The sequence below is a fragment of the Actinomadura meridiana genome (assembly GCF_039537545.1).
Classification (GTDB): Bacteria; Actinomycetota; Actinomycetes; order Streptosporangiales; family Streptosporangiaceae; genus Spirillospora; species Spirillospora meridiana.
The window spans coordinates 157,303-170,284 of record NZ_BAABAS010000007.1; the positions used below are offsets into that span (position 1 = coordinate 157,303).

General features: G+C 62.8%; 16 protein-coding genes and 2 tRNA genes. 12 read left to right on the forward strand and 6 right to left on the reverse strand.

Going from position 1 to position 12,982, the window contains the following annotated elements:
* Positions 1–62 precede the first annotated feature (62 nt).
* Together ABD808_RS18685 and ABD808_RS18690 are read left to right on the forward strand one after the other, a co-directional pair.
* Positions 63–2,303, forward strand: a complete 2,241-nt coding sequence (locus ABD808_RS18685) for an ATP-dependent nuclease (protein ID WP_344898316.1) — start codon at positions 63–65, stop codon at positions 2,301–2,303.
* A 344-nt stretch (positions 2,304–2,647) separates the two neighbouring features.
* Positions 2,648–2,971: an HflX-like GTP-binding protein gene (locus ABD808_RS18690; RefSeq protein ID WP_344898318.1), complete on the forward strand. Its 324-nt coding sequence runs from the start codon at positions 2,648–2,650 to the stop codon at positions 2,969–2,971.
* Between the two features lie 125 nt (positions 2,972–3,096).
* Here the strand turns inward: ABD808_RS18690 and ABD808_RS18695 are convergent, their stop codons facing one another.
* The gene (locus ABD808_RS18695; protein ID WP_344898320.1) at positions 3,097–3,672 is read right to left on the reverse strand and encodes a nucleotidyl cyclase domain-containing protein; all 576 of its coding nucleotides are present in this window, start codon (positions 3,670–3,672) and stop codon (positions 3,097–3,099) included.
* Complete coding sequence (locus tag ABD808_RS18700) at positions 3,669–3,941, reverse strand: hypothetical protein (protein WP_344898322.1); 273 nt, start codon at positions 3,939–3,941, stop codon at positions 3,669–3,671. Before ABD808_RS18700 ends, ABD808_RS18695 begins: the two co-directional genes overlap by 4 nt.
* 437 nt (positions 3,942–4,378) lie before the next feature.
* On the opposite strand from ABD808_RS18700, the gene ABD808_RS18705 reads away from it, so the two are divergent.
* Entirely contained in the window at positions 4,379–5,503 is a 1,125-nt protein-coding gene (locus ABD808_RS18705; RefSeq protein ID WP_344898324.1) for an SEL1-like repeat protein, read from the forward strand.
* A 21-nt stretch (positions 5,504–5,524) separates the two neighbouring features.
* Here the strand turns inward: ABD808_RS18705 and ABD808_RS18710 are convergent, their stop codons facing one another.
* On the reverse strand, positions 5,525–5,683 hold the full coding sequence (locus tag ABD808_RS18710; RefSeq protein WP_344898327.1) for a hypothetical protein: 159 nt from the start codon (positions 5,681–5,683) through the stop codon (positions 5,525–5,527).
* Positions 5,684–6,206: 523 nt separating this feature from the next.
* Between ABD808_RS18710 and ABD808_RS18715 the strand changes: the two genes are divergently transcribed.
* Positions 6,207–6,686 carry a protein-tyrosine phosphatase family protein gene (locus tag ABD808_RS18715; protein ID WP_344898330.1) on the forward strand — a complete coding sequence of 160 codons (480 nt, stop codon included), beginning with the start codon at positions 6,207–6,209 and terminating at the stop codon, positions 6,684–6,686.
* A 46-nt stretch (positions 6,687–6,732) separates the two neighbouring features.
* Here ABD808_RS18715 and ABD808_RS18720 read toward each other — a convergent pair whose 3' ends face one another.
* Positions 6,733–7,617 carry an NAD(P)-dependent oxidoreductase gene (locus tag ABD808_RS18720; protein ID WP_344898333.1) on the reverse strand — a complete coding sequence of 295 codons (885 nt, stop codon included), beginning with the start codon at positions 7,615–7,617 and terminating at the stop codon, positions 6,733–6,735.
* A 50-nt stretch (positions 7,618–7,667) separates the two neighbouring features.
* On the opposite strand from ABD808_RS18720, the gene ABD808_RS18725 reads away from it, so the two are divergent.
* The 3 genes from ABD808_RS18725 to ABD808_RS18735 all read left to right on the forward strand — a co-directional run bounded on the left by ABD808_RS18725 (position 7,668) and on the right by ABD808_RS18735 (position 10,461).
* The gene (locus ABD808_RS18725) at positions 7,668–8,075 is read left to right on the forward strand and encodes a MerR family transcriptional regulator (RefSeq protein ID WP_344898337.1); all 408 of its coding nucleotides are present in this window, start codon (positions 7,668–7,670) and stop codon (positions 8,073–8,075) included.
* A 413-nt stretch (positions 8,076–8,488) separates the two neighbouring features.
* Entirely contained in the window at positions 8,489–9,628 is a 1,140-nt protein-coding gene (locus ABD808_RS18730) for a TerD family protein (RefSeq protein ID WP_344898340.1), read from the forward strand.
* Between the two features lie 110 nt (positions 9,629–9,738).
* Positions 9,739–10,461, forward strand: a complete 723-nt coding sequence (locus ABD808_RS18735; RefSeq protein ID WP_344898342.1) for a hypothetical protein — start codon at positions 9,739–9,741, stop codon at positions 10,459–10,461.
* Here ABD808_RS18735 and ABD808_RS18740 read toward each other — a convergent pair.
* Both ABD808_RS18740 and ABD808_RS18745 read right to left on the reverse strand, forming a co-directional pair.
* The gene (locus ABD808_RS18740) at positions 10,458–10,643 is read right to left on the reverse strand and encodes a hypothetical protein (protein WP_344898346.1); all 186 of its coding nucleotides are present in this window, start codon (positions 10,641–10,643) and stop codon (positions 10,458–10,460) included. The genes ABD808_RS18735 and ABD808_RS18740 overlap by 4 nt on opposite strands.
* Positions 10,619–11,056 (reverse strand): hypothetical protein, encoded by a 438-nt coding sequence (locus tag ABD808_RS18745; RefSeq protein WP_344898349.1) that lies wholly within the window; start codon positions 11,054–11,056, stop codon positions 10,619–10,621. The genes ABD808_RS18740 and ABD808_RS18745 overlap by 25 nt, the downstream gene beginning before the upstream one ends.
* Positions 11,057–11,199: 143 nt before the next feature.
* Between ABD808_RS18745 and ABD808_RS18750 the strand changes: the two genes are divergently transcribed.
* The 5 genes from ABD808_RS18750 (at position 11,200) to ABD808_RS18770 (ending at position 12,982) form a co-directional block, all read left to right on the forward strand.
* Positions 11,200–11,272, forward strand: a tRNA-Thr gene (locus tag ABD808_RS18750).
* A gap of 253 nt (positions 11,273–11,525) precedes the next feature.
* Positions 11,526–11,599, forward strand: a tRNA-Met gene (locus tag ABD808_RS18755).
* Positions 11,600–11,720: 121 nt separating this feature from the next.
* The gene (gene rpmG / locus ABD808_RS18760) at positions 11,721–11,885 is read left to right on the forward strand and encodes a 50S ribosomal protein L33 (RefSeq protein ID WP_026404241.1); all 165 of its coding nucleotides are present in this window, start codon (positions 11,721–11,723) and stop codon (positions 11,883–11,885) included.
* A 234-nt stretch (positions 11,886–12,119) separates the two neighbouring features.
* On the forward strand, positions 12,120–12,560 hold the full coding sequence (locus ABD808_RS18765) for an FAS1-like dehydratase domain-containing protein (protein ID WP_344898353.1): 441 nt from the start codon (positions 12,120–12,122) through the stop codon (positions 12,558–12,560).
* Positions 12,557–12,982: a MaoC/PaaZ C-terminal domain-containing protein gene (locus ABD808_RS18770; RefSeq protein ID WP_344898356.1), complete on the forward strand. Its 426-nt coding sequence runs from the start codon at positions 12,557–12,559 to the stop codon at positions 12,980–12,982. Before ABD808_RS18765 ends, ABD808_RS18770 begins: the two co-directional genes overlap by 4 nt.

A 12,982-nucleotide genomic window follows, 5' to 3' on the forward strand; every position in this document is an offset into this window, starting at 1 on the left:
GCCAGCTACTTCGTTCGTCAAGCGTCTAAGACTAACGCCCATCAGCCTATACGGAGAAAAATATGCGCCTTGCAAAGATAGAGATGAAGAACTATCGCAGTATAAGGCAGGCATCTATTGAAGAGTCCGGAAATTTGAATGTTCTGATCGGCAAAAATAATTCTGGAAAATCCAATGTATTGAATGCGCTTGAGCGATTCTTTGGCTTTTTCGCTCAAGGAAGTGTTGCCGTCCGTGATAACTCGCTCAAGGTGACGGATTGTTTTAAGAAAGAAAAAACGAGTGAGATTAGCATCGCCATTGACTTCGAACTAGCGCTGGACGAGTCTTCGGCCCTGCGTGAAAGCATTGGTCACCACGCGCCCCAAATGAGGAACGCCCTCGCTGAAATATCCGAGGAGAGTATCGTAAGATGTGTTGTCTCTTTCCTGAAAAGTGATACCCCTATCGGCTATATCGACAGTATCGTCTTCCTCGATGGGGTTGTAGGTGAAGCCTCCGGCCTCCAAAACAAAAATCACATGCTTTTCAAGATGTCCCAACAAGCTGCTGAGGTGATGGCGGGGCAGCTTCAGCAAAGGCGGGCGCTGGAGGCCCAGGCGACACGAGCTTTGGGAATAATGGAGCCAATAGATCTCGACGAATGGCAGATGATTAAGGGTGACCCGTCAACTCCTGGTCGCCGCCCCTCGGTTTCCCTTAGGCACCTTATTCCCGGAGGTGTTCCCTCCGAAGTAGTGGATATCATCACCAACGCTGTCGAGTCTTCAACTAATATCACCTCGTTTAAGGAAGCTGTACGGAGTCAAGTAGAAACGCTTCAACACGAGGCACAAGCGTTGGCATCGAGGCCAAATCCTATACCCTTCCAAGCATTTTCAGGTGAAGTCACCGCAGTGCCTGAGTATGTGAATCTATTCATCGGTATGGTTGCGGGCCTCAAAGTTCACTATCTACCCGAAACCAGATCGCCTATTGGAGAGTCCGAAGCAGCGGATATTCTCCAATTGAAGATGAGCCGTGGTCATGGAGAAAGGCTTCGTGGCTTGCAAGAAACTGTGCGCAGCCTGCTAGGAGTGGAGATCGACGCCTTCGCAGCAGATCAGCCGACGCAACGTAACCATGGAATCACGAGAATTCGTAGCAACGTTCCTGCTGAACTCGACGTTGACGAGTTCCTGGCTCAGATAAACGGCTCCGGGATTCGTCAGTCCCTTCGCCTGATCTTGGATTACGAGTTCAAACAGCCAGATATCATCCTTATCGAAGAGCCTGAAGTCTATCTCCATCCCGCGCTTGAAATAGCTCTCCTGCAATACCTTAGGCAAATATCTCAACGTTGCCAAGTCTTTATAACTACACATTCGACGAACTTTCTGGACACTGCGGAACTTAGAAACGTTTATCTCGTTAGAAAAGTGGACGATTCGACTAGTCTGCAACTCCTCAAAATGGATGAGGCTGAAGAGGCCATACCTGAAGAGCTGGGAATTCGACTCAGCTCGCTTTTTATGTACGACCGATTGGTATTCGTCGAAGGGTCTTCAGATGAGCAGGTTTTGAGAGAGTTTGCTAAGCAAATTGGGGTCAATTTTGCTCAAGCCAGTGTGGGCTTTGTAGCCACGGGTGGGTCAAGGAATTTCACTCACTACGCAACTGCGGACACGCTTAGCTTTCTGGCGCGACGACGCGTTAAGGTGTTTTTCATTGTTGATCGTGATGAACGAGATGCTAACGATGTCGAGCGATTGGAACAACTACTCGGAGGCATGGGGAAGGTCTACGTCTTGCAACGCCGAGAACTGGAGAACTATTTGGCGGTTCCAGAATGCCTTCAATCTTTCGTAGCCGAGCGAAGCCCCGATAAAACCCCTAGTGCCGAAGAGATAACTAACACGATTGATGAGGTGTGCGAAGCCTCAAAACACAATGTGGTAGCGCGCCGAGTTTCATCACGCATATGTCAGCCCATGTTCCTCGATCGAGAGGCCATTAGATCTGACCCTGATTCCGATCTGGAGAGCGCCGTAGAGCACGAGTTCCGTTCACATGAAGAGCGATTGAAGTCGTTCAAAAATGACGCGCTTGCACTTGTCGGTCAAGCCAAAGAAGAAGTTGAAAGTAGTTGGGCTGCAAATAAAGTCAATCTCATTCCTGGCGATGAATTGCTTAAGGGTGTTTTGCGTCGATGTGGAATCAATTTCAAGAAGACGAGAGATGGCGCCACCATCGCACGGCATTTTGGTCCGGAACACATTGCGCATGAGCTGCAAATGATTCTTCGGGAAATCGGCGACAGCTAGCCTGTCCTCGCCCGAGTCTCGGAGTGTAAGCGGCGATCGCGTTGGGCGTAATAGCTTGTCTAGTCCCACGAGATGCTTGTCGTTTTGGTCCCAGGACATGCTTGACGGATGTTCTTGGTTTTATGGGGCGGCCTTGCGGGGCCGCCGGTGTGCTTTGATGCTGCGGACGGGTTGGGTGGTGGTCCGCCGGACGGTGCGCACGTCGTCGCCGCCCAACTCGATCGACAGTGTGGTCTCGTCGCCGTCCGCTCGACGCGCCGATATCGCCGTGGACTGTTATCAACGGGAGTGGTGTTCTTGTCGCTGGCCTCTTCTCTGCGAAGCAGAAGGACTACGCCGAGGTCATGAGCGTTCTGGTGGGTGAGGTTGAGCGGTTGGGCGGTCGTGTGGTGGAACAGTTCGTGCAGCGTCGAGGGGTCTCAGGTAAGAAGAAGGGCCATGCGCCTGGGGGCAGGGCGAACTTGGAGAGGCCCTACTCGTCGCGGACACTGATGAGCAGCGGCAAGGTGCAGGAGATGGCTGTTGTGCGAGTCGAGACGGATGCCAAGGCGGTGGTTTTCGCTAACGAGCTGACCGCCAGACAACGGACCGTCCTCGCATCCTTGCTCGGCTGCCCAGTCTTTAGCCACAGTGAGCTCGTTAATGGTGGTGACAACCGCAGGCTTTGATGCTGTGGCCTGTTAGGGGCGATCGTTGGTAGATGTCCGAGCGAATGCTCGGTGAGGTGTGTGATCTTTGCGGTGGTGAAGGCATGTCGTGGATGCTGGTGCCTCGACTGGGTTTGAGGTTTAGGTTAGTGGGGGGACCAGATCCAGGCTCGGGTTCGGGTTTCCTTGGTGGCTATTCGGTGTTGGGTGTAGGTGGTTGGGTCGATTAGGGCGCCGGACTCGGTTAGGTCGGTGTAGAGGCGGTCGGAGACGATCATGGCTAGGTCGGCGACTATTTCGGCGGCGACTTTCTTGAAGACCGGGGCGTCCAGGAGGCGGAAGAGGTGGACCAGGGCGGGGCCGGCTATGCCGTTGTCGTCGTGGTAGACGCGGCCGGTGTGGACGGCCAGTCGTAGTCGTAGCTGGGCGGTGTGGCTGGCGAGACGGTTGTGGCGGCGTAGCAGGGCGACCAGGTGGTGGGCGAACGGGTCGACCAGGTGATCGGCGGCGACGTCAGGTGGGGGGAGGAACAGCGCGCCGTCTCCTCGGTCTTCGCGGTAGCAGGCGGGCCAGGGAACGCCGGTGATACGGCAGGCCTCGGCGATCAGGGTGTACATCTCGCGTCGCAGGTGCAGTTGGGTCTGGGCGTCCTGGCGGGTGCCGAAGCTGCAGATGTCGACTGCCGCAAGTGTGGTCGTCAGTGGTCGTGGAGGCTGGGTCATGTGGGCTGCCCCGGGCTCGGCGCCTGTGCCGGGCCGTCGGCGGGGTCGGTCCAGTAGTCGATGAGCTCCTGTTCGGTCATTTCGGTCGGCGGGCTGGGTAGTGCGGGGCGGGCGGTGTACAGCTCCCAGGTGGAGATCAGTAGGAGTAGGAGCATGTCGTCATCGCTGAATCGGGCGGGGGTGGTGGGGGCGGGGTGTCCTCCTAGGGCTGGGTGGTGGTGGGTGGCTTGGCGATCGGTGGTGGGGGTGGCGGGTATGCGTATGGGCATTGGAGGTGTGTCCCTGTTGGTTGTCATGGGGGTGATGGGCACCAGTAAGCCAGTGGCGTTCCGGGCCAGGCCATGGGGAGGCGGGGATCAGAAACAATCGGAACGGTGTGCTGCGGCTTCGGTCGTCGGGTAATCGGACAGATGGCCTCATTTCTGTCTTTTTCGTGCGAACACAATTCGATTTCTCTAGTGTTTGTGTCGTGTGACACAAAGCCTTGGTAGGACGGCGTTCCCGACTGTTCCTGGGTGTTCTTGGCTGTTCCGGGTCGTACTGGCTGGGCTAGAACCGCACGTCAGGGGATGGTTCCGGGCGGGACAGAACAATCCGGAACGGCATGACTCGCCTCTTATTTGCACGCAAAGGCCGCAGTGATGAGACCATCTCATCGCCGTTAACGATCCAGCGCCGATGATGATCTTCACGTTAGGGCCATGGGATGTCGACCACCCCCCTGCGAGTAAGCCCCCCGCTGGACGAGTTCATCCGCGATCTCCTCCAGTTCACGCATGCGTGCGGCTCTCCTCACTACCGGGAGCTGGCCAAACTCGCGCCCGAGGTCCTGGCGCGCCACAAGAAGCGCATCCCGGTGCTGCGGACGCTGTCGCTCACCGCGATCAGCAACGTGATGACTCGAAAGCGGCAGGGGCCGCAGTCCTGGGGATGGGTCGCCACCTATGTACTGACCTGCCTGCACTACGTCGAGAAGACTGGGATCACGCCTGATTTCCCTGGTCCCGCCGACCTTCAGGGCTGGCACATCCGCTACCAAGCCATGCGTGATCAACTGGTTCGGCTTCCCGCGCAGGCAGGTACGGAGATGCCTCGGCCTGACCTCGCACTGGAACCTGCCCCGCAGGTCGACCTGGCCGCGTCGGCGGGCGCGTCGTCCGCTGGGGCTGGCACGGGGGACGCTGAGCTGCCCGCGGTTCCGGCCGTTGTGCTCGCCGCACCGCCCATGGGAGGTGGCTCGGACGGGCTCGTTGACGAGACCCGGGAGCGCGATGGGCGCTGGACGGCACCTAGTACAGGCAGCCACCATTCGCCGTTGCCGTGGCAGATCATCTGGTCTTCGATGAACGCGGACGAACTCGGGCGCTGGCTGCCTGAGCTGCCCTCCAGAGCGCACCGCCGCTTCTACCAGCTGTTCAGCCAGCACGGGGTTGATCTACTGGATGGCGCTGAGCACGGTGACCCCGACGCGGCCTGTCGGCTTGGGATCCTGCTGCTGTGCCATAGGAGGCCTGCGGAAGCCATCGCGTGGTTGAACTCGGCGGCCCGGTCCGGCGACGAAGCCGCGGAGGTCCTGATCAATGCCGATCCTGACCAGCGTCAACAACTGGCCGCTGAACTCGCCTACGAGTTCACCCTGCCCGGTTATCGCCAGGACCGCTCCGAGTCACCGACGTTGACCGGGGCCGAGACGTACTACCAGGCTGCGGCGTGCGCCGGACATCTGGGCGCCCTTGCCCGGCTCGGAATGATTTACGAGGCCCGCGGGGAGACCGCCTCCGCGCTGTTCGCCTTCACTGAGGCCGCCCAGCACCAACCCCCGGTCGACTAGCCACCCCGGCGGCGCCGCCCATCAGGCGCTTCCTTTGGACGACCGGGGGCATGCGATCGGCAACGTGCCGTCCTGCTCCAGGACGCGGTCAGCTCGGGCCGCCAAGGTGCGTTGCTCGGCATTGTCGGTCGCCTCGTTGAGCACGAGGACGCCAATGGAGTCGGCGTTTGTCATCTCCATTTCACCGGCACAAGGGACGGATACTGAGGGCGACGGTTGCTGTTGTTGGGGTGACCCGCTGTGTTATGGGGACCCGACGTCGATTGCGCTTTCAAAGAAGGTTATAGCCTGGGATAGGGGCGGTGTTGGCGCGGTGTGGGCGGTCTTGTCCTGCCGGGTGATTGCGTTAGGTCTAGCGTGCGCTCGTGTGTCCATCCGTACCTTCGGGGTGTGCGGTTCGCGGGCTACTGGGTGTCGGGATTCTGGGGTGGGCGGCTGAGGAGTGTGGGCGTGGGGTCCATTTGGGCAACCGCAGCTTCGCTGGTTTTTGTGTGAGGGTGTGTCTCTAGAGGTTGTCGCTGTGTATTCATCGGGTGTCGGGCTGAGTGATCGGCCATCGTGTGGTTCGCGGTGGTCGGGTGGTTTGGTGGTGCTGGACGTGGGTTCAGGCTGTACGGTGATCGCGTGACTTACTGATCTTGCCCGGCCTGTCGCGTCGGGCGGCGGTGCTGAGAGCGAGGCCATGCGAACTGAGGGTCGACGGGTGCCCGATGCCGGGGCGCCCTGGGACGAGATCATTCCGCTGTTGTGGATGGGCGGCCATCACTACCAAGGCCCGGAGGGAACGCGGGCACCGGCCGTTGTCGGTAGCGACTTCGATCTCGTGGTCAGCCTGTACGTGCGTGAAGGACACGGTCCGAGCGGTGACGTCGCGCACCATTGTGTGGACCTCCCCGATGGGCCGTTGAGCTCGGAGCAAATCGAGGCCGTCTGCCGGGCGGCCGAGTTGGTTGCTGAGTCCGTCCGGGACAGTCGTCGTGTGCTGGTTCGCTGCCATTCTGGCTACAACCGGTCTGGGCTGGTCGTCGCCCAAGCTCTTATGCATTTGGGCTATCGCGCCGATGATGCGATCTTCCTGATCCGCTACCGCCGGTCGAAGTGGGCGCTGAATAACGCGCTTTTTGTCGACTACCTGAATACTGGACTCGATGTCGCGCGACTGCTGACGGGGCTCGAAGCCTGATCTGCGCCTTCCGCGAGTCACTGTGGTTGAAGTGGTGGGGAAGTGATCAGTTGTCGCTGGGGTGGGTGAACTCTTCGATCAGCACGGGATACTGCTCTTTGCCATGTCCGGCCGAGATTGAGCGGTCGGCCATTTTCTTGATCAAGGTCGGTAGCTCGGTGTTGATCCCTGCGGCCTTGGTCTCGTCGATCAGGTGCGCCATCGCTCGGGCGTCGGTCTCCAGGGCCGATACTTCGGCTGGGAAGGCGTTGTCGGCTATCTGCTCGGCGTATCCGGGGAGCCATTCGGCTACGCCGGTGGCGATCTGTTGGGCGAAGGGTGCGAAGGTCGTGGCGTCAACACCGGCGGTTTGGAGTAGGGCGGTGCCTTGCAGCCAGGCGTTGAGCACGCTCCACATCATGGCCAGACCCGCCACGTCGTACAGGGACGCCAACCCGTGGTCCGCGCCTAGGTGAGTGATCATGCCGAGGGCGTCGAGTGTTGGCTTGGACGCTTCGAAGTCCCGTTGTGGTCCGCTGTGCAGAATCACGGCTTCGGCGGTTCCGATCGCCGGTGGGGCGGCCATGATGGCGCCGTCCAAGTAGCGGGCGCCGCGTTGCTCGATCCACTGGGCCGCTTGCCGGGCCTGGGCGGACGTGCCTGATGTCAGGTTGACCAAGGTCGTGCCGTCCAGGTCGATGTCGCTTCCGCCGAGCAACTCGTGCACGGCTTCGTAGTCGGTGAGGCAGACGATCGTCAGGGGCGCCGCTTTGAGGGCGTCGTTGATGGTTGGTGCCACTTGCGCGCCTTCAGCGACCAGTGGCTTGGCCTTGGTGGGGGTGCGGTTCCACACGGTCGTGGGGTGCCCGGCCTTCAGGAACGCGCGGGAGAGTGCCTGGCCCATCAGGCCGAGCCCGATGACTGTCACGGGGGCGTTTTCGTTGCTGGTCATGGCAGCATCGTTAACGTTGATACCGGTGTGAAGGTCAAGCGGGGGATTCGATGTTGATCGGGGAGCTGAGCCGTCGGACGGGCGTCAACGCCCACCAGTTGCGCTATTACGAGGCCCAGGGGCTGCTTGAGGCGGATCGGGGAGCGAACGGCTATCGCGTGTACGACGAGAGTGCCGTCCTGCGGGTGAAGCAGATCCGGCATCTGCTCGGTGCGGGGTTGTCCTCCGAGGACATCGCGTACCTGCTGCCCTGTGCGGTCGGGGAGGCCCCGGACCTGCCCGGATGTCCCGAGTTGTTGGCGGCGATGCGGACCAGACTGCGCCGGTTGGACGATCAGATGGCCGTGCTCGCCCAGTCCCGTGGCGCCCTTGTCGACTACATCAGCGCGGCTGAGCGAACGGGCTACGAGACCTATCCACCCTTTGACCATATTGGACGGGAGCCCATCCCGACCTGAGTGAGTTGTCGATCCCGAACCAGCTTTCCCTAACGCCGCCTCTGCAGCTGTCCAGGTTCAGGGTGCGCTGTGGGTGGTATCGCGGGTAGCTTCTCTGATGGAGTCGTCGGTTGCGTTGGGTGCTCGGGTCAGAGCGTAAGATCGTTCGCGCTGGTGACTATTCTTGGCAGGATTGTCGTAGTGTTCGTGGCGCGAAATTTTAGCGCTCAGACTTCATCTCGATTGAAGACTTGGCTATTTGAGGGCTGCTGCGTTTTAATGACGCTACCGGCGTCTGGTCTGGCTCAGAGGTAATCGCTTTTTCTAGCGGAGGGTGGGCGGTGCGTGCCGTGCGATGAGTGCTGGTTGTCCGCATGTGGGCAGGCTGTGGGAACGCCCACAGGAAGGGTTTGAGGCGGATTAGCCTTGCCCCCATGTTCGGGCATGAGTGGGCGCTTGTTGATGTTGAGACTTCGGGGTTTCGGGCGGTTCAGCACCGGGTTCTATCGGTAGCCGTGGTGACCATGGACGCAGACGGTCGGACGAACGGCGAGTTCTCCACACTGCTCGACCCTGGATGTGATCCCGGGCCGGTCCATGTTCATGGGTTGACGGCGCAGCGACTGAAAGGTGCGCCGGAATTTCCGGACGTGGCACAGCGTGTGTCGGATATGCTCGTCGGGCGCGTTCTCGTCGCGCATAATGCGCCCTTTGACTATGGCTTCCTGGCGGAGGAGTTCAGGCGCGCGAATGCGCGCCTTCCGGTGGAGCGGCGCTTGTGCACTCTCGCATTGAACCGGCGGCTTTCCCCGGCCACGCCCGATCTGAAATTGGCGACCCTGGCCGCTCATTACGGTGTACGGCAGCGAGTCGCCCACGACGCGCTGGAGGACGTCCGGACCCTCACGGGTGTGCTGCGCGGGTCCCTCGCGGAAGCGGCCAGACTGGGGCTGTCGTTGCCGTTGGTCGCATGTCCGCCGAAGCAGCAGGGCGCGACCTGGCAGCGAATCCCGAAGACGCGTTGTGCCTATCGATGCCCTGGTCCGTTGCGCGGCGAACTCGTCCAGGGCATGAAGGTGGCCATAACTGGCGAGACTGATGTCCCTGGAGAGCAGTTGGTCGAGCGTGCCGTGGCTGCGGGGCTGAATGTGATGACGTCCGTGAGTCGGCACACGAGTGTCCTGGTCACGAACGACGTGAGTTCGGGGTCGGCCAAGGCGCGCCGGGCCCTCGCGGAAGGCGTTCCGGTCGTCGACGAGCGGACGTTTCTGAAACTGCTCGATAACGTCCGGGCGGGGACACTGCATGGCACGCCGAAGCAGCCGACGCCCGCAATGGCACCGTCGGGTTCCGGAACTCCGGAGACGCCGGAGCCGCCGGAGGCCAGGGGCCCGGACGACGGTGAGCGGGCGTTGGCGCAGGCGACGCTCGATGCGGGAACCAGCGAACGGACGATGCTGCTAGCCGAGTTCTACCGCCGGGGCGGCGGCTGGCGCCTGCGCATGGTGGGGCAGGGATACGACTTCGGCCTGGACGCGCTCGCCCAAGGTTTCGGCGTCGACATCGACGGCTGACCTGAGATACAGCACCAGGACGGGTCGTCGGGGCGCGGGGCGAGTGTTTGGTCTATCCGTCCCAGAAACGCCTTATAGGGGGTAGACCTGCATCTGTGCAGGTTAGTTATGTGAGTGAGGCGACTCCGGGACGGGAGAACGAGGACTTCGTCGCCGCGGGGCCCGGATGGGTCGTGCTGCTGGACGGGGCGACCGCCCCCGCCGGGGTGGACAGCGGGTGCCGGCACGATCCGGCATGGCTGGTGCGGCGGCTGGGCGGGTGGATCGCGGCGCTGCTGGCGCTGGAGGACGGCAAACCCCTACCGGATCTGGTGGCCGAGGCGATCAAGGTGACGGGCGAAACGCACACCGGTACGTGCGATCTGGAGAATCCGGACAGCCCGTCCGCGACTGTGTCCCTGTTGCGGCGGAGGCACGAAGCCGTCGAATGGTTCGTCCTGGCCGATTCGCCCATCGTGATGGACGTCGGCGAAATACAGGTGTTTCGCGACCCCCGCATCGACCATCTGCCCGACTACACGCTTGAAGGCGTCCGGAAATCGCGGAACAGTCCGGGCGGGTTCTGGGTGGCGAGCACGAGGCCGGAGGCCGCCTACGAGGGGCTGACGGGGGAGGTGCCGGTCACAAACGTGCGGCGGGCCGCGGTGCTCAGCGACGGGGCGTCCCGGCTCGTGGAGCGGTTCGGGCGGATGGGGTGGGACGACCTGCTCCAGCTCCTCGACGAGGAAGGGCCACGCGAACTGGTCAGAAGGACCAGGGAGGTGGAGGCGACGTCAAGCGGTGCCCGTGGGAAACGCTATGACGACGCCACCGCCGTGCTCGTCCGTTTCTAGCGGGTCGCGGCCGCGATGTGCGGCCGCCAGCCGGTGAGTGTGTCCGGGCCGTGCGCGGCGCTGACGCGCAGGGTGGCGGGCATCATCGGGAAGCGCCGTCCGGCCGGGAACGACCGCACGTAGGACGGCGGGTCGATGACGACCACGCGGGTGCCGTTCACGGCGGGGATGTCGGCGGGCACGCCCTCGTTCCGATCGCGCGGTCCTCCAGCTTTGGCGCGATGGTGTCGAAGATCTGCTGGGACGGCTGCTCCCCCTCCATGTCGGGCGGCGCGCCGCCGGTGGCCTCCTGCCAGGCGTTGGCGAACGTCAGCGCCCCCGCCGTGACGTCGGTGATCCGCTCGACGACGGCCGGGCCCGCGGCGCCGGGGTCGGCTCCGTTCTCGATCCAGGCACCGGTGACGATGGCGAGCCAGCCGCCGAGATTCGGGGGCGCCTCGGCGATGCCGTCCGCCATGCGGGGCATCGCCGCGCCCATCTCGGTGGGGGAGGCGGTCCGGGACGCCTCCATGAGCTGCGGGAGCAGGCCGTCGAAGGACCTGTCCTCGATGACCGCCGCCCGGACGAGCTGGTCGACAAGGTGCGAGAGCGACATAAACGATCACCCTGGCACAGCGCCCGGAACAGGCGGACATCTGGTCGCCGTCCGGCGCGCTGACCAGCGGCGATCCGGGGGTCCCAAACAAGTTCGCACCATCTGCTCGGGCCGTGTATGGTTTCACTGCGCGAACGGCGCAGGCCCCTTTAGCTCAGTCGGCAGAGCGTCTCCATGGTAAGGAGAAGGTCTACGGTTCGATTCCGTAAAGGGGCTCACAGCAGCACGGCCGCCATCCCATGGGACGGCGGCCTTCGTCGTCTACGCCCTGATTCGCTCCATACCAGGGCCTGTGGTACCGTCCCACCGGTTCCAGCAGGACGTTTCGCAGGTCGTCGGCGCACCCGCCGACCGGCGAGACGGTTCGGGGGTGCCCTCGAAGCCGATCCCGATCACCACCCGGTTTTCGTGTTTCCAGGGCGCGGTGCGCATCCGGTATCCTTCTAATCCGGTTCACACCGACCATCACGGCGGGGTAGCTCAGTCAGGCAGAGCAAGCGGCTCATAATCGCTGTGTCGCCGGTTCAAGTCCGGCCCTCGCTACTACCCATGTCTCTCACCTCCGCTCCGGGGGTGAGCAGGCCTGGGTCGATTCGCCGCCTACCCATCCGGGTGGACGACGCCCGCAAGTCCCTTTGTCCCTAGCCCAGAAAGGCACTCCATCGTGGCTGCCACTGACGTCCGGCCGAAGATCACGCTGGCCTGCCAGGAGTGCAAGCACCGCAACTACATCACGCGGAAGAACCGGCGCAACGACCCGGACCGCCTTGAGATCAAGAAGTACTGCCCGAACTGCCGGACGCACCGTCCGCACCGGGAGACCCGCTAGCCGACGTCCGGACGGTGAGTCCTGGCCCGCCGACGCGCCGCCAGGTGAGAGCCACCGTCCGCCACGATGGTCGCGCGGGCCGTCCAGGCCCGCCGAGCGGCTGCTTCTTCGCACGCTTGCCCTGTCTTGATCAGCCCGTCCTCGCCAGCGAGAGTCGCGAGGGCGGGCTGAACGTCGTCTGTTAGCGTCCGTCCGAGACGGACGAACACGCGCCCCTTGGAGGGACGGGACCGCATGGCACTCAACCGCGATTTCCTCGGGCGGAGCTTCCCGCCCAGCGAACCCTACGAGGTGAGCCGGGTGAAGATCCGCGAGTTCGCGGACGCGATCGGTGACGCCAACCCGGTCTACCGCGACCCGGAGGCCGCCAAGGCGGTGGGGCACCCCGACGTCATCGCGCCGCCCACGTTCCCGATCATCGTCTCCCTCCTGGACCCCGGCCTCGCCGACCCCGACCTCGGGCTCGACTACTCGATGGTCGTCCACGGGGCGCAGCAGTTCGCGTACACGCGCCCGCTCCGCGCCGGGGACGTCATCACCACCGTCACGACGATCACCGAGATCAAGTCGATCGGCGGCAACGAGAAGCTGACCATCGAGACCGACGTCCGGACCGTCGAGGGCGAGCTGGTCTGCAAGTCCACCAACACGATCGTGGAGCGCGAGGCCAAATGACCGCCACCGTGAGGTACACCGACGTGGAGGTCGGCACCGAGATCCCCGCGCGGACGTTCGCCGTCGACCGCGCCGACCTCGTCCGGTACGCGGGCGCGTCCGGCGACTTCAACCCGATCCACTGGCGCGAGTCCGTCGCCAAGGCCGTCGGGCTACCGGACGTGATCGCGCACGGCATGTTCACGATGGCGCAGGGCGGCCGGTTCGTCACCGACTGGACGGGCGATCCCGGGGCCGTGGTCGACTACGGGGTACGGTTCTCGTCTCCGGTCGTCGTCCCGGACGAGGGCGGCGCGACCCTGGAGATCAGCGGCAGGGTGGAGGCGAAGCTCGACGACAACCAAGTCGTCGTGGCGCTGACCGCCAGGTCGAACGACCAGAAGGTCCTCACGCGCGCGAAGGCGGTCGTCAGGCTCGCCTGA

Excerpts from the sequence above, each read along its gene's own strand:
- ABD808_RS18730 (WP_344898340.1), top strand. The coding sequence starts at position 8,489 with ATGTTCGGGCATGAGTGGGCGCTTGTTGATGTTGAGACTTCGGGGTTT.
- ABD808_RS18690 (WP_344898318.1), top strand. The coding sequence starts at position 2,648 with ATGAGCGTTCTGGTGGGTGAGGTTGAGCGGTTGGGCGGTCGTGTGGTG.
- ABD808_RS18720 (WP_344898333.1), bottom strand. The coding sequence starts at position 7,617 with ATGACCAGCAACGAAAACGCCCCCGTGACAGTCATCGGGCTCGGCCTG.
- ABD808_RS18695 (WP_344898320.1), bottom strand. The coding sequence starts at position 3,672 with ATGACCCAGCCTCCACGACCACTGACGACCACACTTGCGGCAGTCGAC.
- ABD808_RS18745 (WP_344898349.1), bottom strand. The coding sequence starts at position 11,056 with ATGTCGCTCTCGCACCTTGTCGACCAGCTCGTCCGGGCGGCGGTCATC.
- ABD808_RS18700 (WP_344898322.1), bottom strand. The coding sequence starts at position 3,941 with ATGCCCATACGCATACCCGCCACCCCCACCACCGATCGCCAAGCCACC.
- ABD808_RS18710 (WP_344898327.1), bottom strand. The coding sequence starts at position 5,683 with ATGGAGATGACAAACGCCGACTCCATTGGCGTCCTCGTGCTCAACGAG.
- ABD808_RS18705 (WP_344898324.1), top strand. The coding sequence starts at position 4,379 with ATGTCGACCACCCCCCTGCGAGTAAGCCCCCCGCTGGACGAGTTCATC.
- ABD808_RS18770 (WP_344898356.1), top strand. The coding sequence starts at position 12,557 with ATGACCGCCACCGTGAGGTACACCGACGTGGAGGTCGGCACCGAGATC.
- ABD808_RS18685 (WP_344898316.1), top strand. The coding sequence starts at position 63 with ATGCGCCTTGCAAAGATAGAGATGAAGAACTATCGCAGTATAAGGCAG.
- ABD808_RS18765 (WP_344898353.1), top strand. The coding sequence starts at position 12,120 with ATGGCACTCAACCGCGATTTCCTCGGGCGGAGCTTCCCGCCCAGCGAA.
- ABD808_RS18725 (WP_344898337.1), top strand. The coding sequence starts at position 7,668 with ATGTTGATCGGGGAGCTGAGCCGTCGGACGGGCGTCAACGCCCACCAG.